The following is a 26414-nucleotide window of genomic DNA, read 5'->3' on the forward strand; positions in this document are numbered from 1 at the left end:
TTGCTTTTTTTAGAGTTCGTCCGTCGCCATGTCGGCGTCGCGGAACAAGAGGCGCGATATGTCGGCCTGCATGACGTTCTGAAACGCGATCTGCGCCGCGTTTTCCGCCACCGGCTTCACATTGGAGCGAGCGATCGGCAGGAACGCCTGGAACACGCGGCGTTGCCCGAACTCGACCCACACGAGGCTGCCGTAGCGCGCCGAGGGCCGCTCGTGCACCGAGACGATGTAGCGCTCGGAGAGGGGAATCGCGCCCCATGCCTGCGCGAACCAGTTGTAGAAGTCCTGGCCGGCAAGCGTCACGGTGTCGGTGGTGACGACGCCGCCGAGCGCATCGTCGAGCGGCTTCTGACCGTTGACGTCGGCGCCGCGGGCACGCGGGGTATCGGCGAGGGTATCGCCCTTGTCGAGCGATGACGAACCATTCACCGTGCCGCGCGAGCTGAGAGGCGCGCCATTGGCGGCGGGCAGCGCGGTGCCGCGGTTCAGCGGGCTGGGCGTCGGCGTGCTCGGCAGCGAAATGAGCGGCTGAGCTTGCGCCGAGGTCGTCACATGCGTGGCGATGGCCGGCGCTTCCGCGTCCTGCGCGTGAGCGCCCGTGATACTTCCCCAAAACGTGATGCACACTGCGGTCGTTCGCCGGAGGGTTTTAAAACCCTTCTCGAGCGAATTGTTTTTATCTCGCTGCATGACTTCCCCGTAAGCCTCTGGCCGCTATGGTGCTGCCTTGAAGCGTTTGTTTTTATTCGTAAGACGGAACCGATTCTGATCGAGACGCGACGGCTTTTATGTTGTCGTCGCCACATTCGACTGAGGAAAGTCGCAAGAAATGAAATCGTGTTGGAAAGGCCACTCAAAGCCAGTTGAAAATCACTGTAAAGAAACGTTTGCCGATGCCGTTAATCGGTGCAGAGCGTGCCGAATTAGGGTTTTCCACAGGCAGCGCCGCTGACAGAATTGATTGCGACAAGAGATAACGATGGTTTTCAGCTACAGAGATATGTTGGTCACGCCGGCAGCAGTCCGGCATGGAAATGCGTTTGCCGCAATGGCGCGCATTCAGGACGTGGACGGCCGCGAGCGTTCGGTGCAACTGCCGGGGGAATTCGATTGCGTGGAAGAAGCGATCAGGTTTGCGATCGCTTCGGGGTTCGAGTATATCGATGGGACTTGTAATTGAAGGGTTCAGCGCTGTCTGGACTGGCGGCGGCGCTAGCCGCTACCGCGCCTTCAACACCCTCAACCCCGAATCATTCAACGCATTGCCCACGCGCGCTTCGCTTTCGGCTGGCGCCTTCTTCGCTTCGCGAATCGACAGATACCGCAGGCAGCACACGCGCAAGAACGAGGCGAAGTTGGTTGGCATCTCGCCACGCAATGCGATCAACTCGTCGTAGAGCTTCACCGCGAACTGACTCGTCGTCAGATTTTCGCGCTCCGCGATTTCCTGCAGCACATCCCAGAACAGATTCTCCAGCCTGACCGTGGTGATCACTCCGTGAATGCGCAGCGAGCGCGTGCGCGATTCATACAGAATCGGATCGGCGTTGATATAGACCCCGCACATGAGAAAGCCCTCCCGTGATTGCCGGTCAACCCTACTCCCGGGCGACTCGTCCAGCAATCGAGTCGGACCCGGAAGCACGGCAGGCATTAGTGCATCCATTTAGACGCGGCGCGCGTTCATCTGTCCCGCGATGTAATCCGCCTGCCGGATCGCGAGCGTCACGATGGTGAGCGTCGGATTTTCCGCCGCGCCCGTCGTGAACTGGCTGCCGTCGGAGATATACAGGTTTGCAACCTCGTGGGTCTGGCCATGCTTGTTGCACACGCCGTCCTCGGCGCGCGCGCTCATGCGGGCCGTGCCGAGATTGTGCGTCGATGGATACGGCGGCACGCGATACGTCATCTTCGCGCCGGCCGCCTCGTACACGGCGCTGCCCTGCTTGTAGGCATGCTCGCGCATTGCTTGGTCGTTCGGATGATCGTCGAAATGGACGTTCGCCACCGGCTGGCCGTATTGATCCTTCACGTCCGAATTGAGCGTCACGCGATTCGTCTCGCGCGGCATGTCCTCGCCGACGATCCACATGCCGGCTGTGTAAGCGTACTGATCCATGGTCTGCGCGAAGCTCGGACCCCACGCGCCCGGATCCACGAAAGCAGCATAAAACGGCAGACCGAGCGACACCGTTTCCAGATGGTAGCCACCCGCGAAACCGCGCTTGGGATCGAACACGGCTTCATCCTCGATGATGCCCGCCATCGTCGTGCCCTTGAACATCTCGACCTTGTCTTCGAACACGCCGTAGACCGAACCCGTCGTGTGGCGCATATAGTTGCGGCCCACCTGTCCCGAGCCGTTCGCGAGCCCGTCCGGAAACTTGCTCGATTGCGAGTTCAGCAAGAGGCGCGGCGTCTCGATGGAATTGCCCGCCACCGCGACGACGCGCGCTTTCTGACGTTGCAGCTTGCCGCTCGCGTCGTAGTAGACGACGCCGCTCGCCTTGCCGCGCGCATCGTGTTCAATGCGCACCACGTGCGCCTGCGTGCGCAACTCCATGTGCCCCGTGGCCTGCGCGCGCGGCAGTTCGGTATAGAGCGTCGACCACTTCGCGCCCATGCGGCAGCCTTGAAAGCAGAAGCCACGCTGGAAGCAATGCGCGCGGTCGTCGCGCACGGTGCTGTTGATCGCCATGTGGCCGGTGTTGCATTCCTTGTATCCGACCTTCTCCGCGCCCGCCGACATCACCTTGAAGTTGTTGTTGCCGGGCAGTCCGGGGAAACCGTTGGTGCGCGTGACACCCAGCTTCTTCTCTGCGCGGTCGTAGTACGGGTTCAGCTCGTCGCGCGTGACGGGCCAGTCGAGCAGGTTCGCGTCCTTGATATCGCCATACGTGGACTTCGCCTTGAACTCCCACGGCTGGATGCGCAGGCTCGCGCCCGCCCAGTGCACGGTGGTGCCGCCCACCGTCTTGCAGATCCATGCGGGCAGATTCGGGAAGTCCTTCGCCACGCGCCACGACCCGGACGTCGTGCGCTTGTCGAGCCACGACAGCATTTGAAACGCGTTCCATTCCTCCGTCGAAAAATCGCTTTGCGTATGCGAGCCGCCCGCTTCCAACACCACCACGTCGATCCCTTTCTGCGCAAGTTCGTTGGCGAGCGTCCCGCCGCCCGCGCCCGAACCGATGATGACGACCACATGGTCGTCGCTCTGCTTGAACTGCACCTTGTTGCCTGCGTACATGTCTGTCTCCGCTGTGTCCGCTGTATCGCGAGAGTCGGCGCTGCTGCCTGCTCGCCCGATGTCGTTTCGATCCGCGCGCAATCAGCCGTCTTTCGGAATCGGTCCGCTTGCGGCGACCGGCGGGTCCGGCAGCCATGACAGATTGTTGAAGCCCTGATAGAGATAGCCTCCGTCTCCCTTCGATGCCCCATAGCCGAAGTGCGCATACGCCATCGCGTTGCTGTAGAGCGAGACGACCGCGGTGCTGCGAATGGTTTCGAAGAACGGTGTGCCGGCAAGCGCCGCGACATCCTTTGCCTGGTCCGCCGCGGCGCGTTTGGTCCAGTCGGAACCGGCGCCGGCATCGAGCTTGCCGATGCCATCGGCGAGTTGTTGACGCACGGCCGGATCGGCCTTGGCCTTCGCGTCGAGGTCTTTGACGACGAGCGCATACACGGCGTTGTCCAGCGTGGGATGCGGAAACACCTGGCGCGTGAACGCAAGCAACACTTCGCCCTGATGCGTGTCGAACCCTTGCAGTTCGAGCGCCCACACGCGGCTTGGCGCCAGGCTCGCGAACACCGAGGTTACGGCGAGCGTGCCGACCAGCACGCCCGAACCGCGCAGGAATTCGCGTCGTGTCAACGCAATTTTTGGCTGCGCGGCTTGCGTTTCCGAGTGCCGCACGCCCGCCTCGATGACGTCGCCCGCCCGCCGCGGCGCGACGATCGGAATGATCGTGTCTCGCATGTCTATCTCCTTGTGGGGTACTGCAACAGCTTATTTATGTGTATGCGCTGCTCGAAATCGTGTTACTGATAATGGCCGTGCCGCTCCAGCACTTCGATCTTGTATCCGTCCGGGTCCTGAATGAAGAAGTAACGGGCGATGAGCGCGCCGTCGTCGTCGCGGAATTCGCGCAGGTCGTTGGGCGTCATGCCCAGTTCGATGAGACGCTCACGCTCGGCCTTGGCATCCGCGACACTCACGGCGACGTGTCCGTAGCCATCGCCATGGGTGTAGGGCTCGGCGCGTCCCTTGTTCCACGTAAGTTCGATTTCAGCGTCGGTTTCGTCGTTACGCAAATAGACGAGCGTGAAGTCCGGGAAGTCCAGCCGGTGCGCCGTCTCGAGATTCAGCGCGTTCTGGTAAAAGCGCAGCGAGCGGTCGAGGTCCTGCACACGAATCATCGTGTGGATCAGCTTTGACATGGCGTCTCCTCCTTGTGACGCAAGTTTAGGGAGACGCTTGGGGTCAAGGTAATGCCCGGCTAAATAGCCGACTCGGGACTTGCCCTGAGAGGCGAATTGAAAGCCTGCCGCGCCGCCGCAAAAATTTTTGCGTGCGCTCTTGTGCATTGCGATGCCGCTCTCTATAATCCGCCGCTCCACAGGCTCGTAGCTCAGTTGGTTAGAGCACCACCTTGACATGGTGGGGGTCGTTGGTTCGAATCCAATCGAGCCTACCAACGAATGCATTGCATCAAGAAAAAACGCCGCGTATAAGAACGCGGCGTTTTTTTTCGTCGATCAAATCGAGTGTTTTCAGTCCCAGCAGTTACGGAACGCGACAGCGGCGATCACCGGCACGGTGAGCACGAGCGGAATGGCGAAGTAAGGCACTTCCAAATCCACGACCCAGCTATAGATCAGCCAGCCGATACCCACGCCAAGCGTGCCGATGCCAACGAGCGCGGTCAGCACGTTGAGCATGACGGGAGACATCCGCTTCTTGGGCGTTTCCTTGGTCGATGGAGTTTCCATGATGGCGGCAGGCGCATTCGAACGCGCGACAGATAAACAAGTCGATTGTATACCCGCCTGCGAGCCGTGCCGACAAGCAGGCCGCAGCGTCAGCCCGCTGCCAGCCGCTGCACTTTCGTGACTGTCTTGAGCAGCGAGTCGAGCGGGACCGGCCGGCTCAGCAAATAGCCCTGCACCTTGTCGCAACCCGCCTCGCGCAGACAGTCCAGTTGCTCTGCCGTTTCCACGCCTTCCGCGACGACCGTCACACCGAGCTTATGCGCGAGCTCGATCACGCCTTCCACCACGATGCGCATCATCTCGTCGGTGGCGATGTTATCGACGAAAGACTTGTCGAGCTTCAGCACGTCGGGCCTGAAACGCGTCAGATAGTTGAGACTGGAATAGCCGGTGCCGAAATCGTCGATGGCAATCCGCACGCCCATCTCGCGCACTTTCGACAGCACGTCCTGTGCATCGTCGACGTTTTCGATCAGCGCCGACTCCGTAATTTCCAGCGTGACGTTGTTCGGGTCGATACAGCATCGCTTGATCGCGTGCCTAAGCACGGAGACGAGACGCGGATCGCGGAACTGTTTCGGCGATACGTTCACCGCCATCGAATGCACGGCGGGCATTGCATGCGAGAGTCGGGACGCCGCCTGCACGGCTTCGCGAATGATCCAGTGCCCCGCTTCGACGATCAAGCCGCTCTCTTCGAGCATCGGCACGAACGCGCCCGGACCGAGCAGACCGAGCAGCGGATGATTCCAGCGCAACAGCGCTTCCACGCCCACGAGCGTGCCGGAATCCACGCGATATTGCGGCTGGAAATGCAGCAGGAACTGGTTCTGGCGAATCGCGTTCAACAGTTCGGATTCGAGATGCGCACGCGCCAGTTCGTCCTTCTCGCGCTCGCCGAACACGCGGAACGTGTTGCGGCCCGCGCGTTTGGCCGCGTACATGGCCATGTCGGCGCTGATGAAGAGCGACTCGGGCGAACTGCCGTGCTCGGGAAAGAGCGCCACGCCGATCGAACAGGTCATCGCGATGCTCTTGCAATCCATCGCTATCGGGCGATGACACGCAATGGCAAGCCGTCGGCACGCCCGCGCGATTTGTTCGTGATCGAACGCGCCCGGCAGGATCACGGTGAACTCGTCGCCGCCCGGCCGCGCGACGATTGCATCGGGCGGCAGCGCTTCCTGAATGCGCGAGGCCAGGGCTTTGAGCACGGTGTCGCCGGCGGTGTGGCCGGCGGTGTCGTTGATGGACTTGAAGCGGTCGATATCGACGAAGAGATAAGCGAACGGCTCGCCCGATGCGCAGCGCGCGTCGAGCGCCTCGACAATCGCGTTGCGATTATGAAGACCCGTGAGGCTGTCGATGTTCGCCAGGCGATGCAATTGCTGAAGCCGGTTGCGCTCCTCGGTGGCATCGACGCAAACGCTCACCACGCGCGACACCGCGCCGTCTTCGCTGACGGGATAGATATCCGCGCGAACCCAGCGCGTGCGTTCCTCCGGCAAGCGCAAACGGAAATAGCTTTGCGCGGGCATGGCCGTGTTGACGGCGGCGCGCATCTGCGTGCGCAGCCCGGCGATATCCTCGGGATGCACGCGCTGCGACCATGCGGTCTCGTCCGCTTCGAGCGCGGACACGGGCATTTCCCACATGCGCTCGAATGCCGAACTCACATGCAGCAGTTCGCGGAAGTCGTGGCTCGCGGTCCAGAACACGGCATCGACGTGATCTTCCATGTCTTTCTGCACGCGCGCCTTGCCCCGCAATTCGTCGATGAGCGTGCGCTCCGCCGTGATGTCGCGCGACTTGCAAAGTACCGCTATCAGCTTGCCGAACTCGCCGTAGACCGGCGCGAAAGTGGAAGTCCACCAGCGCAGATTGCCGCGCATGGTGCAGCACGCGCCGGTAAAGGACGTGGATTCGCCGGCCTTGGCGCGTTCGAAAGCGCGGCGCGCGTCGGGGCCGTCCCAGAGCGCGAGCCAGTCGATGCCGACGACATCGTCGGCGGCGCGCGCTTCGATCAGGCGCTGGCCGACTTCGGAGATGCAGACGACCTTGCCTTCCGGACTCAAAAGCTTGATGCAGTCGTCCGCGATGGAGAGAAGACCATTCGAGAGCTGACGCGCGACGAAGGTTTGCCGGTGCGCGCGCTGCATCTGCTGGATCACGACGACCGCCGCGATGGCGATGGCCGCCAGCAGCAGGTTCCACGGCAGCGGAATGAAAGGCGTCACCGCGGCGACCAGCAAGACGCCGAAGAACGCGGCTCCAAAGCCGTCCAGGCGCCGTGTGCATTCGACATAGTGAGATTCGCCGGCCACGCTTTCGCCGATGATCCCGAGAAAATCAGACGCTCTGCCCTGCACCTTCGACCCCGTCCGCTGTTGCTGTTGCTTTTGGTTTATCTTACTGATGCATAACGGCGGGATCGGTAAATACTTTAGATGGGATGGAAAGCGCGCTCACTCGCGTTTCAGCACCGACGCAATTTCCTTCGCCAGTTGCTCCGCCCGATAAGGCTTGTTCAGCAGCGTCACGTTGGGCCGCAGCACGCCGTCGCGCGAGATGATGTCGCGGGTATAGCCGGACGCGTAGATCACCGGCACCGGCTGCGGCTGGGCGAACGCCCATTCGGCGAGATCGGCGCATTTCACCTTGCCCGGCATCACCACGTCGGTCAGGATCACGTCCACGCCGATTCCGCTTTCCAGCACGCTCATCGCCGCGTCGCCGCTTGCGGCCTTGAGCACGGTGTAATGCATGGCTTCGAGAATCGCGACCGTCGAGGAGAGCACGGCGACGTCATCGTCGACGACGAGCACGGTTGCGCTGCCCGTGTGCGTGGGAATGCTGCCCGCTTCGGCCGACGAGGTCTCGTCGTCGTAACTGCGCGGAAAGTAGATCTCCACCGTCGTGCCGACATCCACCGTGCTCGACACATGGATATGGCCGCCCGACTGCTTGACGAAGCCGAACACCATCGACAAGCCGAGCCCCGTGCCGTGTCCTTCCGGCTTGGTGGTGAAGAATGGCTCGAAGGCGCGTTCGAGGACATCGGGCGGCATGCCGGTGCCCGTATCGGATACGGAAAGACGCACGTACTCGCCGGGACGCAGGTCGTTGCCCTCACACGCGGCGTGATCCAGCGACTCGTTCGAACACGTGAGCGTGAGCCGGCCATCGCCGCTAATGGCGTCGCGCGCGTTGATCGCGAGATTGAGGAGCGCGTTCTCCAACTGATTGCGGTCGACGCAGAAATTCCACGCCTGTTCCGGCAACGCGGCGCCGATCACCACCGACGCGCCCACCGCGTGCTGCAGAAGTTCGTGCAACTCGGCAAAAAGCCGCTGCGGATTGACGACCACCGGCGAGAGCGGCTGCCGCCGCGCGAACGACAGCAGTTGCGAGGCGAGCGTCGCGCCGCGCTGCACGGCGTCCAGCGCAGCCTGAACGCGTTCGGGCACGCGCGGGTCGGTTGGCGGCAGATACTGCATCAATTGCAAATTTCCGCTGATGGCCTGCAGCGTGTTGTTGAAGTCGTGCGCGACGCCGCCCGTCATCGCGCCGAGCGCTTCCATTTTCAGGCTTTGGCGCAATTGCGCCTCGACCGCGGTGCGCGCCGCCACGGCTTCGGAAATCTTGTCTTCGAGACCGCGCGTCAGCTCCTTGAGGCTTTCTTCGGCGATCTTGCGGTCGTTGATATCGACGATCACGCCGGGAAACCGCTGCGGCGCTCCGGCTTCATCGTATTCGCAGCGGCCGGACGCCAGAATCCAGATCCAGCCCTCGTCCGGCGTGCGGATGCGATATTCGGCGCGATACGGCGCACCATCGCGCAAGGTCGCGGCGATCAGCGAAGTCACGCGTCCGCGGTCGTCCGGATGGATGATCTCGAGCGCCGCCTCGATCGGCAAGCCGGTTTCCACTTCCTGAAGCGAGAAGAGAAAAGTGCGCGCGAAACGTTCGTCGCCCTTCACGCGGTTTTGCGTGATTTCCCACACGAAGGTGCCGCGCACGGCGCCCGAATTCAACGCGAGTTGCAGCCGCTCGTTGGTTCCGCGAAACGCCGCTTCGGCCGCACTGCGATTGCGTTCGAGCAGCACGCGCTCGGTTGTCTCGACGACGACTGCAAGCACGCCCACCGGCACGCCTTCATCCGATGCAACCGGGCTGTAGTGCAGATCGAGCCATGTTTCGACGGGATCGTGCTCGCGCGCCAGCACGAAGCGCGTGTCGCGGTAAGTCAGCGACTCGCCGCGCATGCCCGAATCGATCACGTTACGGTTGAAGTCCGCCGCCTCGGGCCATGCCTTCTCGATAGCCATGCCGAGGATGCCCGGATGCCGCACACCCGAGAACTTCGCATAGGCTTCGTTGTAGACGAGCGTGCCTTCGTCGCCCCAAAGCAGGGCCATCGGCAATGCGTTGGGCAGCATGACCTGCACGACCGACCGCAAGACCGGCGGCCAGTCGTTGATCGGGCCCAACGGCGTTTTGCGCCAGTCGAAATCGCGTATGAAGCGCGCCGTTTCGCCGACCCATGAATCGAGTTGAGGGCGACCGAAAAAAGTCGAATCCAAATCGGGGAATCCTTTTCCTTTGAACGATGCGCGAAGGGCGCGCACCAATCCGACAGAGTAAAGCTAATTCGCGGCGCGCGAAATGTCGGAGTAGCGTGTTCGCAAGGGGGATGCCTGGTCTTCGACTCGAGGCTTGACGGTTTCGGCACAGCGCCGGTGCATCATTCTGGCTTCGGCTTTTTCACGGCTCTTATCTTGCCTGTGCGCCCGCCGCCGCAAAAAAAGCGCTCGCCGCCGTCCGATTCGAGTCCCGAGACGCCCACGCCTTCCGGCATGTCGAGCCGCTCGAAGACTTCGCCGGTGGCCGGGTCGATGCGTCGCAGTTCGCTCGCGTCGCTTTCCCACGTGGCGTGCCAGAGTTCGCCGTCGACCCAGGTGACGCCCGTGACGAAGCGATCGGAATCGATGGTGCGTAGAATTTTGCCATCGCCCGGATCGACTTGATGAATCTTGCGCTCGCGATATTGTCCGACCCAGAGCGTGCCTTCCGCCCACGCGAGACCGGAATCCGCGCCACCGCCGGGCGCGGGAATGGTCGAGACGACCTCGCCGGTTTTTGGATCGACCTTTTGAATGCGGTCCTCGGCAATCTGATACAGATGCTCGCCATCGAAGGCAGTGCCCGCGTGCGCCGCGACCGCGAGCTTGCGTCGGGTCTTGCCGCTTTCGGGGTCGAGCGCGTTGAGGGCATCGCCCGAGGCGAACCAGACTTGCTGTCCGTCCCAGCTCACGCCGTGCACGCCTTCCACTTCGGGAAAAGGTCCGTATTCGCGGATGATCTCCGCCTTTGCGCGTTTCATGTCGCCTTCCTCTGCTCACTGGTTGATCGAGACTTCATGCTAGTCGTAGGCCAAACCAGCAGGGAGTAACAAGGCCGTCGTGAAACCGGGCAGGGGTGCGGTCATCCAGCGGCGCGCGCGTCCTTGTCCGTATGCCTGAACCTTGCCCGCCGCCGCGAGCGTCGTAAGCGCGCGCTGTACCGTGCGCTGGCTCGATCCAAGCGCCAACGCAAGCGCCGAACTGGACCACGTTTGACCATCGGCGAGAACGGCCAGCAGCGTCGCGTAGGCGTCTTCCGTCGGCTGCGCCAGAACGACGACTTCATCTGCCCGACGCGGCGTCAGCGTGAAGCCGCGCGGCGTCGCGCTCACCGTTGCGAGCGATTGCAGCATCGTCCTCAAGCGCCCGATCTCGACCCGCAAGCGCGCCCGATGCGTGTCGTCCGCATGCTTCATGCGAAACGCCCGCACGATGAGCGTGTCGCGCGGCACATCGTCCGGCCATGCTTCGGCAAGCGCGCGCGCCAGCGTGAAAAGCACCGGACGCGTGGCGAGCGCAATGGTCACGCCGCCTTCGCGGACGACATTGCGACACGCATCCACGATGAACGCAGCCGATGCAAACAGCGCCTCCACTTCATCGAGCCGCAGGAGCCGCGCTTCGCCTTGTGCGATACGTCTGGCCGCTGGCGCATCGAGCACGCTCGACGCGCTTTCCGCTTCGGCTTCGAGCGCGGCGATACCCGACCGATGCGCCGCCTCTCGCGCGCGCGTCAACGCTTCGCGCGCAGGCTGCGTCTCCACACGCCGTATCGCGATTGCCGCCGCAATGAGTTCGCGCGCGGCCTCCGATGCCGGTGGAAGACTTAAGGCGTCGAGCGATGCGAGCAAGAGCCGAGCATCGTCCAACCGGCCGAGCAACGCGAGCCTGCGCACCGCCAAAATGCGCGCATGGACCGCGTTGACGTGGTCGCCATGCGCTTCGAGCGTAACGCGCGCGGCATCGAGCGCTTTCTGCGGCCACGCAAGATCGCGCGATGCCAACGCGATCTCCGCTTCGGCGACCACGCATCGCGAACGCGCAACCGCTTCCTTCGCGCCGAATCGACGCGCCGCGCTGCGCAGCAAGGTCTTCGCGCGCGCGAACTCGCCGAGTTGCGCCATGGCGATGCCACGCAGTGCGAGCGCGGCGGCGTCGTCGCGCAATGCAACACGATTGAGCGCGCCAAGGGGGTCGCCGGCCGCGAGCGCGCGCGCCGCCGCGTTGATCAGTGAATCCATGCCGCCTCAGATTCCCGCCACAATTGTCACTCCCCTCAGGTGTGCGTCCGGTACTAATCTAACACCGTGCATTTCGAAACCTCACTCGGGAGACAAGCACGATGACGAGTCATACGACAGGAACGCGCGACGACTGGCTGGCCGCACGCTTGAGCCTTCTTTCGCGCGAAAAGGAACTCACGCGGCAAAGCGATGAACTCGCCGCGGCACGTCAGGCGTTGCCGTGGGTTCGCATCGACAAGACTTATCGCTTCGATACGGAAACAGGAAGCGCCACGCTGGCTGACCTATTCGGCGGCCGCTCGCAGTTGCTCGTTTATCACTTCATGTTCGGGCCGGACTGGAAGGCGGGCTGCCCGTCTTGCTCCGCGATCGCGGATGGCTTCGACGGTTTCGCCATTCATCTCGCGCATCACGATGTCGCGCTGTGGTGCGTGTCCCGCGCGCCCATCGAGAAGCTCGCGGCCTACAAGAAGCGTATGGGATGGCACTTCCCATGGGCCTCCGCGCACGATGGCGACTTCAACTTCGACTTCAACGTGTCGTTCACCGAAGAGCAGCAGCGCGACGGCAGCATCGAATATAACTATGCGAAAAATCGCCACGCGATGGATCAGAAAGACCCGCCCGAAACCGTCAAGCAAGGCGCCGCCGATGTCGGCACGACCGCGCCCGCGTATTCGCTCGACAGACCAGGCTTGAGCGTCTTCGCGATGCAGGACGGCGACGTCTATCACACGTACTCGGCCTACTCGCGAGGTCTCGACAGTCTCTGGGGCATGTATCAGTGGCTCGATCGCGCGCCGAAAGGCCGCAACGAAACCGGCAACTGGTGGAAGCGTCACGACGAATATCCGGGCTGAAGGCGCGGGGCATCGCGCCAGTTAGGTAGGGCGATGCACGCGTGAATCGCGTAAATCGGTATGGCGTACGAACCCGAACCGCAAACGCCGTATTAATTACCCATTTTTTTCGGATTATTTTTCTTCCTCTTTCTTCTACCTTGCTAACGACGCGAAAGATTTCGCATTGTGAAGCGGCCGCTGAAAATCGCCGACAAAATCGCCGATATAAACAAACGACGAAGCGAGAAGAAGATGAAAAACGCGCTGACGGTCTCCATTTGCTTGCCCACTTGCAACCGGCCCGAACTGATCGTGCAGTGCCTCGACTCCTGCCTCGCGCAGAAGTATCCGCACATCGAAATATTGATCGGGGACGACTCGCGTGACGATCTCACGCAGCAGCTCATCGCCGCGTGCTACGCGCACGACGCGCGCGTGCGATATGTACGCAACGACGTGCCGCTCGGGCAAGCACGCAATGTGTCGAGCCTCTTCGAGCGTGCGACGGGCGCGCTCGTCATGCTGATCCACGACGACGACTATCTCGTGCACGACGCCGTCGCGCGGCTCGCGGCGCTTTGGGCGACGTATCCGCATCTGCAAGTCGCGTTCGGCGATCAATACGAGGTCGATGCCGAAGGTCGCGTCGATGTCCATAAAAGCGCGGCGCTCAATGCGGCGTTCCATCGAAAACGGCGCGCGCAAGGCATGCAGCCGCTGCCAGGACGAACCGGTCTTGTGCAAATGTTCCCCAACAATGGCTGGATGGCGCTCGCGGCGCTCGTGCGGGCAGTGGGGTATCGCGAGGAAGTCGGCGCGTGCTGCGATTACGTGTTCGGCGCGCAGTTGTGTCTGGCGGCCAAGCATGTCTACTATCTGCACGAATACGTTTCGTACTATCGCAAGACGACGGCTTCCGTGTCGCGCAGCACGCGCCGTTCGGTCAGCGCGGCAGCGTTTAGCGCCTACCAGTTCGTTTCGGCGATGACGCTCGATCCATCGCTCGAAGCGGCGCGCGGCATCGCGTTGCGCCGGTTGGCGCCGATCGTCGTTTCGCTGCACGCGCGGCACGATGCGCCGCTCGCCGCGCTGCGCGTCGCCTTCGAACATCCCGATGCCTACACGTATGGCGCAAGTCTCAGGCTCTACTATCACCTCTTGCTGATCGTGCGCGCGCTCGTCGCCATGCGTAGCCGGCAGCGTTCAGGCACGCCGCGTTTTCCCTGATGCGCTGAATGTCCGAGGTTTTCGCACGGTCGATCTCAAAGCCGCGCAGTTATCGGTAACCGTTTCCCTAAAGGCCATCGCGTTGCGGTCGTTATACAGGCGGCCGGTGACATTTCACTGGCCGCGTGGCAGGCGAGAGCATCGTCGCGTGCCGGCGCGCGAACAAGATGCAGCCACCTTTGGGACGAATATGTTTTCCACAATCAAGGGCCGCCTCGCCCTCGCCATGACTCTGCTGAGCATGCTGCTCATCGGCATCGGGCTGGTCGGACTCGTCGGCATGAGCAAGTCCAACGAGACGACCCACGACCTCTTCACGAATGAAATGCCGAGCGCGGTGTCGGTCGGCAATGCGGAAATGTTCATGGCGCGCGAACGTCTGAGCTTCGATCGAGCGGCGCTGAACATCGGCACCAACGCGGCGGACGAGGCCATCGGCCGGGGCGCGCTGATGCGCAAGACTTCCGACGACGCATGGACGAAGTACGCCGCCCTGCCCCAGGCTCCCGGCGAAAAGCAGCTTGCGGACAAATTCAACGAGCAGCGTCTGCAAATGCAGAAGCTGCTCGACGAAGGCTATGCCGACGTGCGCGCGAAGGACCAGGCGAAAGTCACCGCCGACGCCGCCACGATGCAGGCCGCGTTCAACGACTTCGCGAAGACCGGCGTCGAGTTGCGCAAGCTGCAGTTCGACCAGGCGCAAAGCGACTACGACGCGAGCCAGGCGACCTTCGCCATGTTCCGCATGGTGTCGATCATCGCGATCGTGATCGGGCTCGCTGCATCGTCGTATTCGTGGTTCTCGCTGCGCCAGCGCATTGCGCGCCCGCTCGACGCCGCGCTCGAACAGTTCGGCGCCATTGCCGCAGGCGACCTGCGCCGCGATGTGCGCATCACCTCGAACGACGAAATGGGCCAGTTGCTGCGCGGGCTTTCGACCATGCAGGCGAGCCTCGTCGAAACCGTGCGTTCGGTGCGCTCGGGTAGCGAATCGATTGCATCCGCGACCAAGCAGATTGCGGCGGGCAACGTGGACTTGTCCTCGCGCACCGAGGAACAGGCGTCGGCATTGCAGGAAACCGCGTCGAGCATGGATGAGCTCACGGGCACGGTCAAACAGAACGCCGACAACGCGCGCCAAGCGAGCGTGCTGGCCGCCAATGCATCGGAGATCGCGGGCAAGGGCAGCCATGTGGTGTCGCAAGTGGTGACCACCATGGGCGAGATCAACCAGAGCTCGACGAAGATCGCGGACATCATCGCGATCATCGAAGGCATTGCGTTCCAGACCAACATTCTCGCGCTCAACGCAGCCGTGGAAGCGGCGCGTGCAGGCGAAGAAGGACGCGGCTTCGCGGTCGTGGCAGGCGAAGTGCGCTCGCTCGCGCAACGCTCGTCGGCGGCGGCGAAGGAGATCAAGGAACTGATCGATACCTCCGTCGAACGCGTGCAATCCGGCGCGGCGCTCGTCGATGAAGCCGGCCGCACGATGAACGACATCAGCAACGCCGTGCAACGCGTGACCGACATCATGGGCGAGATCGCGGCGGCATCGGAAGAACAATCGAGCGGTATCGAACAAGTGGCGCGCGCCGTGACGCAAATGGACGAAGTGACGCAGCAGAACGCGGCGCTCGTCGAGGAAGCGGCGGCAGCGGCGCAGTCGCTCGAAGATCAGGCGGGCGCGTTGCGTACCGCAGTCGAAATCTTCCGTCTTCATGACGAAGGCGCACGCATCGCCGCTTGATCGTCTACTGGTTCACCCTGACGGCCCGCGTCTTCTCAAGGAAGCGCGGGCCGCTGCATTTTTTCGAAGCCGCTTTCAAGGACATAACCTGTGGTAATCGCCTCATAAGGCAAATTCAATAGACGGCTATCGCTGTTTTCTCCAGACTTCGGACGTCGGATCGATACACGATTCGCCCTCGATAAGAGCGCGCATGAAGCGCACAAGCCTCAGAGGAGACACGCTATGTTCCATCGACCCAAGGTCACCCGGTCGGTCCTCGCGCTCATGTGCGCGATGTCTTTCATCATGTATCTCGATCGCGTCAACCTGTCCGCCGCGGCAGGCCTGATTCGCGATGATCTTCATCTCAGCAATACCGATATCGGCTTCGTGTTCGGCGCCTTCGCCTACACCTATGCGATCTGCCAGGTGATCGGCGGATGGGTAAGCGATCGCTTCGGCGCGAAGACCACGCTCGTGCTGTGCGCGTCGATCTGGATCGTCGCCACGGTCGCGACGGGCTTCGCGGGCGGCGTCGTATCGCTCTTCTGCGCGCGCATGCTGCTCGGTGTTGGCGAGGGCGCGGCGCTTCCGGCGCAGGCCCGCGCGCTAGTCAACTGGTATCCGGCGCAAAAGCGCGGCTTCGTGCAAGGGCTCACGCATTCGTTCTCGCGCCTGGGCAATGCGCTGACGCCGCCGCTGATCGCGATTCTCGTCGCCTTTGCGTCGTGGCGTGCATCGTTCATTCTGGTGGGCGCGCTGACCGCGGTCTGGGTGCTGGTCTACGCGTGGTACTTCGCCGATAACCCGCGCAAGCATCGACACATCACGGCCGAGGAGATCGCCGAGCTGCCGCCCGAGAATAAGGTGGCCGTGGAGAAGACCCGCGAGCCGACGCCGTGGGGACGTCTCATCAAGCGCATCGGGCCGACCATGATGGTCTACTTCTGCTACGGCTGGACAGGCTGGCTCTTCTTCACGTGGCTGCCGACGTTCTTCATGCACGGACGCGGCCTCGATCTCAAGAGCTCGGCGCTTTTTTCAGCGGGCGTGTTTCTCTCGGGCGTCGTGGGCAATACAGCGGGCGGCGTGATCTCCGACCGCATTCTCAAACGCACCGGCAACGTGGTCGCCGCGCGGCGCAACATGATCATCGTCGCATTTCTCGGCGCGTTGATCTTTCTCGCACCCGTCATGGTGGTGAAGTCCTTGCCGGTCATGGCAGGCTGCATGAGTCTGTCGTTCTTCTTCCTCGAAATGACCATCGGTCCCATCTGGGCCGTGCCGATGGACATCACGCCCAAGCACGTCGGGATTGCGAGCGGGCTCGTCAATGCGGGATCGGCCATTGCGGGCATCTTCTCGCCGATCGTGTTCGGCTTCATCGTGGATCGCACCGGAAGCTGGACCTTGCCGTTCGGCGGCTCGCTGGGACTGCTTGCGGTGGGTATCGTGATGACGTTCTTCATGCGACCCGATATCGAACTCGATCCGGCGAACGATGCCGATTCCTCGTTGCGCGATGCCGAAGGGAAACTGGCATTCGCGGATCGCCGATGACGGACGGCGACGGCGTCTCGCGCTCGACACGCATGACGCGGCCGTGCCGTCGCCCTAACTAGGCTGCCCGAATCGCCTCGATGACCAGTTGCGTAGCCGGACTGATGCGCCGGTTACTGCGCAGGATCAACCCATAAGGCGCGAGCCGTCCACGCAACGGCGTGGCAATGGAAGCGATGGTATCGAGCGAAGCGTAGTAGTCGGCAACTGAACTCGGCAGCACCGCCAACATATCCGAATCGCGCAACAGCGAAAGCGTCGTGAGAATGGAAGACGTCTCGACGGTGCTCACCGGCGGTGCGACGCGTGACTCCCTGAAAGTCTGATCGATGATCTCGCGCATCGGGCTCGGATGCGGCTGCACGATCCACGCATACCCCGCGAGCTCATCCAGTTTCGGGCGCCCGGCCGATTCGAACGCCGGATGCCCGGGCCGCGCGACAATCGCCAATGCCTCTTCGGCAAGCGTTTCGAAACTCAAGTCGTTGGCGGGAAACCCGTAGGGAATGCGCCCGACCACGATATCCAGTTGGTCCTGCTGCAAGGCTTGCACGAGCACATCGCTGGTATCGATCTGCACGGTGATATGCAGGCGCGGATGCGCGTCCTTCAACTGCACGATTACTTTCGTCAACAGCTCGGGCGCGGGCGCCATGACCGCGCCAATCCGCACCTTGCCGATATCCCCCGCTTCGATGGCCGCGAGTTCTTCGCGCAACTCGTCGAGGTCTTCGAACACCACGCGCGCATAACGCATGACCGCTTCGCCATATACCGTGGCCTGCATGCCGCGCGCATGCCGCACGAACAGCGACGCGCCCATGGTGTCCTCCAGTTCCTTCAACGCCTTGGTCGCGGCGGGCTGCGTCATGGCGAGTTCGTCGGCGGCGCTGCGCAGAGACTCTGTTTCGGAGAGCGCCATCATCAGTTGAAGATGACGCAAGCGCAGGCGTTTGCGGATGGTATTGGCAGGCGCAATCATGTCGGCGATAACCCTGTGAGCGCTTTCCCGCGATAACCGCAGGAAATAACCCGATGCAAATTATTCAATAGTCAGTTATCGCGCAGTTTCGCACACTAGCGTCACCCGAAACAGCCGCGCAAACCCTTCCTCGCGCGGCCTTCCATCAAACAAGAAGGAGACATTCGCGATGAAGATCAAGCATATCCGTGCACGCGTATTCGAATGGAAAGGCAAGGTCGTGCCGCCGCAAGCGCACTTCTGCACGAATGCCGTGGACATTCTCTACGAACGCGGCGACGCCATGGGCTCGTTCCGCTTTCACCAATGGCTTGTGGTCGAAGTGGAGTGCGACGACGGCACCATCGGCATCGGCAATTGCGCGCTTGCGCCGCGCGTGGCCAAGCAGATCGTCGACGAATATCTCGCGCCCATCGCCATTGGCGAAGACCCGTTCGATCACGAATACATCTGGCAGAAGATGTATCGGCGCACGCTTGCCTGGGGGCGCAAGGGTATTGGCATGGCGGCGATCTCGGCTGTCGATATTGCCTTGTGGGACATCATGGGCAAGGCGGTGAAGAAGCCCGTCTTCAAACTGCTCGGCGGACGTACCAAGGAAAAGATCTGGTGCTATGCCTCGAAGCTCTACAACAACGACGACCGCGACGTGTTTCTCGCCGAAGCAAAGAGCTATCTCGACGACGGCTTTACCGCGATGAAGATGCGCTTCGGCTACGGCCCGAAAGACGGCCCGAGCGGCATGGCGAAGAACGTCGAACAGTTGCGTCTCTTGCGTGAACTCGCGGGCGACGACATCGACATCATGGTCGAATGCTATATGGGCTGGACGCTCGAATACGCACGCAGAATGTTGCCGCGCCTGGCCGAATTCAATCCGCGCTGGCTGGAAGAACCGGTCATCGGCGACGATATCGAGGGCTATCGGGAACTGAAGAAGATGAACGTCATCCCGATCTCGGGCGGCGAACACGAGTTCACCATCTACGGCTTCAAGGACCTGCTCGAACGCCGCGCCGTGGACGTCATTCAGTACGACACGAATCGCGTGGGCGGCATCACGGCGGCGCGCAAGATCAACGCAATGGCCGAGGCGTGGTCCGTGCCGGTCATTCCGCATGCCGGACAGATGCACAATTATCACCTCACCATGTCGAGCGTGGCGAGCCCCATGTCCGAGTTCTTCCCGGTCTACGACGTGGAAGTGGGCAACGAGCTTTTCTACTACATCTTCGACGGTGAACCGCAACCGGAGAACGGCTATCTGCAACTCTCCGATGAAACGCCGGGCCTCGGCATCACGCTCTCGGACAAGTATCTGGATGACTTCAACATCATCGAATAACGCATGAACGATGGGCCAATGCAGCCCTCGACATCAAGGATTGGAGACACGCAATGGAAAGCAGAATAGAAGCGCCCGCGCTCGACGCGGTTACGTCGGAGCGCGCGACGAGCGTGCGCTGGCGCATCTTTGGCGTGGTGTTTCTCATCACGCTGATCAATCTCGTCGATCGCATCTCGCTTTCCATCGCGATGCCCACCATCGCCAAGGAATACGCGCTCTCGCCCGCCATGCAGGGGCTGATCCTGTCGAGCTTCTTCTGGTCGTATGCGCTGTTGCAGATACCGGGCGGATGGCTTATCGACCGCTACGGTCCGCGCAAGATCATCGCGGGCGCGACGGTGTTGTGGGGCATTTTCCAGACCTTGATGGGCGCTGCCGGCGGCGGTCTGTCGATGCTGTTCCTGCGTGTGGGTCTGGGCGGCGCCGAAGCACCGCTCTTTCCCGCCGGCAGCAAGCTCAATGCATTGTGGCTCTCGAAGAAAGAGCGCGGTCGCGGCGCCGTATTGATGGATGCGGGCTCGCCATTGGGCGCGGCCATCGGCGGGCTTGCAATCTCCAATCTCATCCTCGCGTTCGGCTCGTGGCGCATGGCGTTCGTCGTGGCGGGCATCGCGACCATTGCGGCGGGCTGGCTCGCATGGCGCTATCTGCGCGACGATCCCGCGAAGCATCCCTTCGTGAATGGCGCGGAACTCGCGCGAATTCGTGACGGCGCGGCCCCGGTCGCCGCGAGCGTCATCGCCGAGGAACCCTTGCCGCTGCGCTCGACCATCGCCATGTGCGTCGGCCGCATGAGCTGGGCGATGATCTTCTTCGGGCTCATCACGTGGGGACCGAGCTATCTGACGCAAGCACGCGGCTTGAGTCTTTCGCAGATCGGCGCGGCCACGTTCTTCATCTTCTTTTCCGGCGCTTTGGGCTCGCTGTCGGGCGGCTTTCTCTGCGATGCACTTTGCACGCACGGCTTCTCGCGCGGCAAGGTGGTCAAGAGCATGATCGCGCTATCGGGCGTCACGACGCTTGCCGTATTCGCCGCGCTGCCGACCATTCAGTCGCCGGTGAGCGCGGTCGCGGTGCTGTGCGCGGCGTCGTTCTTGCTGATGTGGGGTAGTCTCTACTGGAGCCTGCCTTCGTTGCTCGCGACGCCGGGGCGCGTCGGTCTGCTCGGTGCATGCATGAACTGCGCGGGCAGCGTCGGCGGCATCTCGATTCCGCTCATCACCGGCTTCATCCTGCAGCGTACCGGTTCGTTCGATACCGTGCTGCATTTCTACAGCGCCTGCGCGCTGGTGTATATCTTCGGCTCGATCGCCATCGATCTGCGCCGTACCCGCTAAAAAACTCAAAGGTTGATCCGTCATGAAACCTCGCATTGCTGTCCTTCTCGGCGACCCCGCCGGCATCGGCCCCGAACTCATCGCGCGCCTCGTTGCACGGCCGGAAAATCGCAAGCGTGCCGATCTGCTCATCATCGGCGACCGGCGCGAACTCGATCGCGGCATGGAGATCGCGCGGCAACGTTTCGATTACACCGTGGTGAACGATGAAGCCGCCGCCGCGCGCGATACCGACGTGCCTTCGCTCATCGACTTCCGCCTGCCCGACGACGCGCCTTACGAGCCCGCCGTATCCACGGAACGCGGCGGACGCTACAGCCTAGAAGCGTTCAAACAAGCCCTGCAACTGACGCGCGCGAACCGCACCAACGCCATGTTGTTCGCGCCCGTCAACAAGACCTCGCTGCACATGGCGGGCATGGACACGAACGACGAGATGGAATGGTTCGCGCATCAGCTCGACTATGCCGGCGCGTTTTGCGAATTCAACGTGCTCGATGAACTGTGGACCTCGCGCGTCACGTCCCACATTGCATTGAAGGACGTGAGCGCGCGGCTTTCTGACGAACGCATAGTCGGCGCGGTGCAGTTGATTCACGACGGACTCAAACGCGCGGGCATCGCGGCGCCTCGCATCGCGGTCTGCGGCTTCAATCCGCACAACGGCGACAACGGCGCATTCGGCCGCGAAGAGATCGATGTCATCACGCCGGCCGTGGAGCATGCACGCGCGCTCGGCTACGACGCGCAAGGCCCCTTTCCCGCCGACACCATCTTTGTGCGTGCACGCGACCAAAAGGTCTTCGATGGCGTCGTCACCATGTATCACGACCAAGGCCAGATCGCGATGAAGCTCATGGGCTTCTGGCGCGGCGTCACGGTGCACGGCGGCTTGCCTGTGCCCATCGCGACGCCCGCGCACGGCACCGCGTTCGATATCCACGGCAAGGGTTCCGCCGATGTCGGCGCTACACAGAAGGCCTTCGATATTCTCGTGCGCATGGCACAAGACCGCGTGAGCTAAGAGCCCATGATGCACGCCCATATCGATGCCTTGCGCGAGCGCTTCCTGCAAAGCGGCGACGATGCCGACCTGCCTGTCGTCGATGCGCATCATCATTTCTGGGACCTCGCGAACAACTATCATCCGTGGCTGCGCGATCTGCCGCGCATTCCGTTCCGTTATGGCGATTACGCGGCCATCTGCCATGACTTCCTGCCCGACGATTACTTTGCGCAGGCGGCGAGTCATCGCGTGGTCAAGACGGTGATGATGGAAGGCGAATGGGACGCGCGCGATCCGCTCGGGGAAGCGCGCTGGGCGAGCGCGCTCAATGCGCGCACCGGCCTGCCCAATGCAATGGCCGGACAAATCTGGCTGGATCGCGAAGACGTGCGCGCGGTGCTTGATGGATATCGTGGCTTGCCGCTCGTGCGCAGCGTGCGTCATAAGCCCAAGACCGTGCCGCGCGCGGAGTATCGCGCGGATTTCTCGGCAGCGGGTTCCATGCGCTGCGAGCGGTGGCGGCGTGGTTACGCGCTGCTCGCGGCATATGATCTGATGTTCGAACTGCAGGCTCCGTGGTGGCATTTCACGGAAGCGGCCGAACTTGCGCGCGACTTTCCCGATGTGAAGATCATCGTGAATCACACGGGCTTACCGGCCGATCGCAGCGAGGAGGCGTTGCGCGCATGGCGCGCCGCGCTCGATACGCTCGCGCGCTGGCCCAACGTGTGGCTCAAGATATCCGGCATCGGCGAAGCGGGGATAAACTGGAGCGTGGAGCGCAACGGGCCGGTGGTGCGCGAGGCCATCGCGAGCTTCGGCGTCGAGCGCTGCATGTTCGCGAGTAATTTTCCGGTGGATAGCCTCGTCGTTTCGCTGGACAATCTTTTCGGCGGCTTCAAGGCGATGGTCGCGCACCGAACGCCCGCGGAAAGACTGGCCCTTTTCCACGACAATGCCAGCGCCCTCTATCGCATCTAAATCCAGGAGACAACAATCAATGGCAGCTCCCCTTTATCGCGGCGTGTTCCCCGTCGCGCCTACCATCTTCGACGACGCAGGCAAGCTCGATCTCGAAGGCCAGAAGCGCGCCATCGACTTCATGATCGATGCCGGTTCGAACGGCTTGTGCATTCTCGCGAACTTCTCGGAGCAGTTTGCGCTGACGGACGCAGAGCGCGATGCCGTGCAGCGCACCGTGCTGGAACATGTCGCGGGCCGCGTGCCGGTGATCGTCACGACGACGCATTTCAGCTCGCACGTTTGCGCCGAACGCAGCCGCGCGGCGCAGGACGCGGGCGCGGCCATGGTCATGGTCATGCCGCCCTATCACGGCGCGACTATCCGCGTGAGCGAGCGCGGCATTCAGGATTTCTACGCGAAGGTGTCGGACGCCATCGACATTCCGATCATGATTCAGGATGCGCCCGTCGCGGGCACGCCGCTGTCCGCGCCCTTTCTAGCGAAGCTCGCGCGTGAAGTCGAAAACGTGTCGTACTTCAAGATCGAAACGGCGCAGGCTGCGTCGAAGCTGCGCGAGCTGATCGAACTCGGCGGCGATGCCATCGTCGGCCCGTGGGATGGCGAAGAAGCGATCACGCTGATCCCCGATTTCGATGCAGGCGCGACCGGCGCGATGACGGGCGGCGGCTATCCCGACGGCATTCGCAAGATCGTCGATGCCTACGCTGCCGGCAACACCGACGAAGCCGCCGAGTTGTATCAGCAATGGCTTCCGCTCATCAATTACGAGAACCGCCAGTGCGGGCTTGCCGCATGCAAGACGCTGATGAAGGAAGGCGGCGTGATCGGCTCGGACGCGGTGAGGCATCCGCTTGCGCCGATGCATCCTAAAGTGCGCGAAGGCTTGCTCAAGGTGGCGCGAAAGCTCGACCCACTAGTGCTGCGCTGGGGGCATTGACGCTGCTTTAATAGCCTGAAGTCCGCCCCTACTTCGCGCGGTCGATGAGCTGCCGTGCGGTCTCCGTCGCGAGATCCGCATGCAGCTCGGCCCACTTCCCGAGCAAGGTGGCGTCGTCGGTAAAGAAGATCGGCGGCTCGATCCAAGCTTGCACCTTGCCGTCTTTCGACGATGCTTCGAACACGCGCAGATCGGGGTCGTCGCTGACGCCCGCGCGAAGCAGCTCGCGAAACGACAGCGATTCGCGTACGCGCACTTCATGCACCGGCACTTCGCGAAGAATGGAGACGGCCGCGCGCGCGATGCGCAAGGCGCTCTCTCGTCCATCGGCCATCAGAAACAAAGTGACGCCGCCTGGTGCCGACAACGCCAGGCGGAAGAGTGCAAGTCTGCATCGTTCGCTCAAGCGCGTGCTCATCGAACGGGTTCCATGCCATGACGTTGCATGACAGCGCCGGCTTCCGGAGAACTCAGGTAAGCAAGAAGGGAGCGCGCGAGCACGGGTTCGCGCGCGGCCGTGCACACGGCGCCCTGAAATACCGTGAGCGTCTGAATGTCCGCAGGCAACGGACCCACTACGTCGATGCCCGCGACGCCGATCAGCTCGCTCATCTGCTGAAAGCCCAGCTCCACTTCTCCTTGCGCGATAAGTCCGCCCACGGCCACGCCGGGCGGCGCCTGCACGATACGCGACGACACCTCCTGAAGCACGCCCCAGCGCTCGAACAGCCGCATGAGATACGCGCCGCTCGGCCCGGTCGAATAGCCGATACTGCGCGCGGCCAACACTGCGTGACGCACGGCGCTTTCGTCGTCGATGGAGGGATGCGGCGCGCCCGCCTTCACCGCGACGGCCACGCCCGAACGCGCGATATTCACGCGTCTCGCCGGATCGATACGTCCTGCTTCGGCAAGACGCTCGATGGCGTTCGCGGCCAGCACGACGATATCGAACGCTTCGCCTTCCTCGATACGCCGCAACGCCGCCACGCCGCCCGTCGATTCGATCGCGACCGGCTGCGCGAATGCGCTTGCATAAGCATGGGCGAGATCGGCTAGCAGATGCTTCGTCGCCATCGACGAGATGCCGGTGATCGTCGTTGCCATATCAGTCGATGTAGCGCAGGCCCGCGCGTTGCAGCGGCTCGCGCATGTTGTACATGTCGAGACCCAGTACGCCGCTCGCGAGCTTGTCGCGCTTCTCTTCTTCCAGCGCTTCGCGCGCGCTCGCCTTGTCGAGCACCTGTCTCGCCGATGCAGCCGGCACCACGACCACGCCATCGTCGTCGGCGACGATCACATCGCCGGGAGTAACCCATGCGCCCGCGCAGACCACCGGAATGTTGACCGAGCCAAGCGTCGCCTTGACCGTTCCCTTCGACGAGATCGCGCGGCTCCACACGGGAAAGTTCATTGCGGTCAGCACACGCACGTCGCGCACGCCGCCGTCGATGACGAGCGCACGCGCACCGCGCGCCTTGAAACTCGTCGCGAGCAGGTCGCCGAAGAAGCCGTCGGTGTTGTCGGTGGTGCAGGCGGCCACGACAATATCGCCGGGCTGAATCTGTTCGGCGGCGACGTGCAGCATCCAGTTGTCGCCGGGTTGCAGAAGGACCGTCACCGCCGTGCCGCTCACCTGAGCGCCCGCATAGATGGGCCGCATGTACGGCTTCAACAGACCGACGCGCCCCATTGCTTCATGCACGGTCGCCGAGCCGAGCGCGCCGAGTTTCGTCGCGGCCTCTGCGTCCGCGCGATCGATGTTGCGATAAACCACTCCGAGTTCGACCATGTTCAACGTCCCTTTGACTTGAGCGCCGTATCGAGGCGCGGATACACACGGCGCGCGTTGCCTTCGTAGATCTTGTAGCGCGCTTCGGGTTCGATCTGCGCGGCTTCGACATAGCGCTTCGTATCGTCGAAATACTGTCCCGTTTGCGGGTCGATGCCGCGCACCGCGCCTATCATCTCGCTCGCGAAGAGGATGTTGTCGACGGGAATCACACGCGTCAGCAGGTCGATGCCCGGCTGGTGATACACGCAGGTATCGAAAAAAATGTTCTTCAGCAAATGGTCTTCGAGCAGCGGCTTTTTCAGTTCCTGCGCCAGCCCGCGAAAACGACCCCAGTGATAAGGCACCGCGCCGCCGCCATGCGGAATTACGAAACGCAGGCTCGGAAAGTCGCGGAACAGGTCCGAGGTCAGGCACTGCATGAAGGCGGTCGTGTCCGCGTTCAGATAATGCGCGCCGGTCGTGTGAAAGCACGCGTTGCAACTCGTGCTCACGTGGACCATCGCGGGAATATCGTACTCGACCATCTTCTCGTAGATGGGATACCAATAACGGTGGGACAGCGGCGGGCTCGTCCAGTGACCGCCGGACGGGTCCGGGTTCAGATTGATGGCGACATTGCCGTATTGCTCGACGCACTTCACGAGTTCGGGAATGCACGTCGCCACATCGACGCCAGGGCTTTGCGGCAGCATCGCGGCGGGGACGAAGTGATCGGGGAACAACTCGCTCACGCGAAAGCACAGCTCGTTGCAGATCGCGGCCCATGTGCTCGACACGTCGAAGTCGCCGATATGATGCGCCATGAAACTCGCACGCGGACTGAAGATGGTGAGGTCGAGCCCGCGTTCGCGCATCAGGCGAAGCTGATTGCTCTCGATCGACTCGCGCAATTCGTCGTCGCTGATACGCAGTTCGGAAACCGCCGGCCTCTCCGAAGGATTGTTGATGCCGGCAATCTGCCGGTTGCGCCACGCTTCCAGCGCCTTGGGCGCGGTGGTGTAGTGGCCGTGAATGTCGATGATCATCCTT

At 62.5% G+C, this 26414-nt stretch carries 25 protein-coding genes and 1 tRNA gene; 11 read left to right on the top strand and 15 right to left on the bottom strand.

All coding sequences use genetic code 11. The features are described from left to right. Positions 1-9: 9 nt before the first annotated feature. Positions 10-627 (bottom strand): CsgE family curli-type amyloid fiber assembly protein, encoded by a 618-nt coding sequence (locus NCR40_RS23055; RefSeq protein WP_244830053.1) that lies wholly within the window; start codon positions 625-627, stop codon positions 10-12. A 352-nt stretch (positions 628-979) separates the two neighbouring features. Here NCR40_RS23055 and NCR40_RS23060 point away from each other — a divergent pair, with 352 nt between their 5' ends. Continuing rightward, a complete protein-coding gene (locus NCR40_RS23060; protein WP_250510756.1) occupies positions 980-1180 on the top strand; it encodes a hypothetical protein in 201 nt (66 codons plus the stop codon). A 39-nt stretch (positions 1181-1219) separates the two neighbouring features. On the opposite strand, the gene NCR40_RS23065 is transcribed toward NCR40_RS23060, so the two are convergent. The 4 genes from NCR40_RS23065 to NCR40_RS23080 all read right to left on the bottom strand — a co-directional run bounded on the left by NCR40_RS23065 (position 1220) and on the right by NCR40_RS23080 (position 4440). Next, the gene (locus tag NCR40_RS23065) at positions 1220-1567 is read right to left on the bottom strand and encodes a ribbon-helix-helix domain-containing protein (RefSeq protein ID WP_250468531.1); all 348 of its coding nucleotides are present in this window, start codon (positions 1565-1567) and stop codon (positions 1220-1222) included. Between the two features lie 99 nt (positions 1568-1666). Then, positions 1667-3250 carry a GMC family oxidoreductase gene (locus tag NCR40_RS23070; RefSeq protein ID WP_250510757.1) on the bottom strand — a complete coding sequence of 528 codons (1584 nt, stop codon included), beginning with the start codon at positions 3248-3250 and terminating at the stop codon, positions 1667-1669. 81 nt (positions 3251-3331) lie between these two features. Then, the gene (locus NCR40_RS23075) at positions 3332-3979 is read right to left on the bottom strand and encodes a twin-arginine translocation signal domain-containing protein (protein WP_250510758.1); all 648 of its coding nucleotides are present in this window, start codon (positions 3977-3979) and stop codon (positions 3332-3334) included. A 62-nt stretch (positions 3980-4041) separates the two neighbouring features. Then, positions 4042-4440: a VOC family protein gene (locus NCR40_RS23080; RefSeq protein WP_244830045.1), complete on the bottom strand. Its 399-nt coding sequence runs from the start codon at positions 4438-4440 to the stop codon at positions 4042-4044. Between the two features lie 180 nt (positions 4441-4620). Here NCR40_RS23080 and NCR40_RS23085 point away from each other — a divergent pair. Then, positions 4621-4697 (top strand) — tRNA-Val (locus NCR40_RS23085). A gap of 76 nt (positions 4698-4773) precedes the next feature. Here NCR40_RS23085 and NCR40_RS23090 read toward each other — a convergent pair. The 5 genes from NCR40_RS23090 to NCR40_RS23110 form a co-directional block, all read right to left on the bottom strand. Further along, positions 4774-4992, bottom strand: a complete 219-nt coding sequence (locus tag NCR40_RS23090) for a hypothetical protein (RefSeq protein ID WP_244830044.1) — start codon at positions 4990-4992, stop codon at positions 4774-4776. An 89-nt stretch (positions 4993-5081) separates the two neighbouring features. Beyond that, entirely contained in the window at positions 5082-7316 is a 2235-nt protein-coding gene (locus NCR40_RS23095; RefSeq protein ID WP_250494175.1) for a putative bifunctional diguanylate cyclase/phosphodiesterase, read from the bottom strand. A gap of 141 nt (positions 7317-7457) precedes the next feature. Further along, entirely contained in the window at positions 7458-9575 is a 2118-nt protein-coding gene (locus NCR40_RS23100; protein ID WP_250510759.1) for a hybrid sensor histidine kinase/response regulator, read from the bottom strand. A gap of 161 nt (positions 9576-9736) precedes the next feature. Beyond that, positions 9737-10375, bottom strand: coding sequence for a Vgb family protein (locus NCR40_RS23105; RefSeq protein ID WP_244830040.1), 639 nt, complete (start codon positions 10373-10375; stop codon positions 9737-9739). Positions 10376-10414: 39 nt separating this feature from the next. Further along, positions 10415-11635: a helix-turn-helix domain-containing protein gene (locus NCR40_RS23110; RefSeq protein WP_250510760.1), complete on the bottom strand. Its 1221-nt coding sequence runs from the start codon at positions 11633-11635 to the stop codon at positions 10415-10417. A gap of 101 nt (positions 11636-11736) precedes the next feature. On the opposite strand from NCR40_RS23110, the gene NCR40_RS23115 reads away from it, so the two are divergent. The 4 genes from NCR40_RS23115 to NCR40_RS23130 all read left to right on the top strand — a co-directional run bounded on the left by NCR40_RS23115 (position 11737) and on the right by NCR40_RS23130 (position 16996). Continuing rightward, complete coding sequence (locus tag NCR40_RS23115; protein ID WP_250494181.1) at positions 11737-12498, top strand: DUF899 domain-containing protein; 762 nt, start codon at positions 11737-11739, stop codon at positions 12496-12498. Between the two features lie 234 nt (positions 12499-12732). Next, the gene (locus tag NCR40_RS23120) at positions 12733-13707 is read left to right on the top strand and encodes a glycosyltransferase family 2 protein (protein WP_244830034.1); all 975 of its coding nucleotides are present in this window, start codon (positions 12733-12735) and stop codon (positions 13705-13707) included. Between the two features lie 190 nt (positions 13708-13897). Then, the gene (locus NCR40_RS23125; protein WP_284503442.1) at positions 13898-15454 is read left to right on the top strand and encodes a methyl-accepting chemotaxis protein; all 1557 of its coding nucleotides are present in this window, start codon (positions 13898-13900) and stop codon (positions 15452-15454) included. 225 nt (positions 15455-15679) lie between these two features. Continuing rightward, positions 15680-16996 carry an MFS transporter gene (locus NCR40_RS23130; RefSeq protein WP_250494183.1) on the top strand — a complete coding sequence of 439 codons (1317 nt, stop codon included), beginning with the start codon at positions 15680-15682 and terminating at the stop codon, positions 16994-16996. 58 nt (positions 16997-17054) lie between these two features. Here the strand turns inward: NCR40_RS23130 and NCR40_RS23135 are convergent, their stop codons facing one another. After that, complete coding sequence (locus NCR40_RS23135; protein ID WP_250510761.1) at positions 17055-17978, bottom strand: LysR family transcriptional regulator; 924 nt, start codon at positions 17976-17978, stop codon at positions 17055-17057. A gap of 169 nt (positions 17979-18147) precedes the next feature. Between NCR40_RS23135 and NCR40_RS23140 the strand changes: the two genes are divergently transcribed. Genes NCR40_RS23140 through NCR40_RS23160 form a run of 5 tightly spaced genes read left to right on the top strand, consistent with a single transcriptional unit; the run spans position 18148 to position 23590 of the window. After that, positions 18148-19323, top strand: a complete 1176-nt coding sequence (locus NCR40_RS23140) for an L-rhamnonate dehydratase (RefSeq protein ID WP_250468560.1) — start codon at positions 18148-18150, stop codon at positions 19321-19323. 53 nt (positions 19324-19376) lie between these two features. After that, the gene (locus tag NCR40_RS23145) at positions 19377-20663 is read left to right on the top strand and encodes an MFS transporter (protein WP_250510762.1); all 1287 of its coding nucleotides are present in this window, start codon (positions 19377-19379) and stop codon (positions 20661-20663) included. A gap of 22 nt (positions 20664-20685) precedes the next feature. Continuing rightward, entirely contained in the window at positions 20686-21687 is a 1002-nt protein-coding gene (locus NCR40_RS23150; RefSeq protein WP_244830026.1) for a 4-hydroxythreonine-4-phosphate dehydrogenase PdxA, read from the top strand. A 6-nt stretch (positions 21688-21693) separates the two neighbouring features. Continuing rightward, the gene (locus tag NCR40_RS23155; RefSeq protein WP_250510763.1) at positions 21694-22650 is read left to right on the top strand and encodes an amidohydrolase family protein; all 957 of its coding nucleotides are present in this window, start codon (positions 21694-21696) and stop codon (positions 22648-22650) included. Positions 22651-22669: 19 nt separating this feature from the next. Continuing rightward, positions 22670-23590, top strand: coding sequence for a dihydrodipicolinate synthase family protein (locus tag NCR40_RS23160; RefSeq protein ID WP_250494189.1), 921 nt, complete (start codon positions 22670-22672; stop codon positions 23588-23590). Positions 23591-23618: 28 nt separating this feature from the next. On the opposite strand, the gene NCR40_RS23165 is transcribed toward NCR40_RS23160, so the two are convergent. The 4 genes from NCR40_RS23165 to NCR40_RS23180 are packed head-to-tail and all read right to left on the bottom strand — an operon-like array spanning position 23619 to position 26410. Further along, positions 23619-24008: a hypothetical protein gene (locus tag NCR40_RS23165; protein WP_250510764.1), complete on the bottom strand. Its 390-nt coding sequence runs from the start codon at positions 24006-24008 to the stop codon at positions 23619-23621. Continuing rightward, positions 24005-24697 carry a substrate-binding domain-containing protein gene (locus NCR40_RS23170; RefSeq protein WP_250510765.1) on the bottom strand — a complete coding sequence of 231 codons (693 nt, stop codon included), beginning with the start codon at positions 24695-24697 and terminating at the stop codon, positions 24005-24007. Before NCR40_RS23170 ends, NCR40_RS23165 begins: the two co-directional genes overlap by 4 nt. A 1-nt stretch (position 24698) precedes the next feature. Further along, positions 24699-25382: a 4-carboxy-4-hydroxy-2-oxoadipate aldolase/oxaloacetate decarboxylase gene (gene ligK / locus NCR40_RS23175; protein WP_250468575.1), complete on the bottom strand. Its 684-nt coding sequence runs from the start codon at positions 25380-25382 to the stop codon at positions 24699-24701. Between the two features lie 2 nt (positions 25383-25384). Continuing rightward, positions 25385-26410 (bottom strand): amidohydrolase family protein, encoded by a 1026-nt coding sequence (locus NCR40_RS23180; RefSeq protein ID WP_244830019.1) that lies wholly within the window; start codon positions 26408-26410, stop codon positions 25385-25387. Positions 26411-26414 lie beyond the last annotated feature (4 nt).

Source organism: Caballeronia sp. GACF4 (assembly GCF_023631025.1).
GTDB lineage: Bacteria > Pseudomonadota > Gammaproteobacteria > Burkholderiales > Burkholderiaceae > Caballeronia.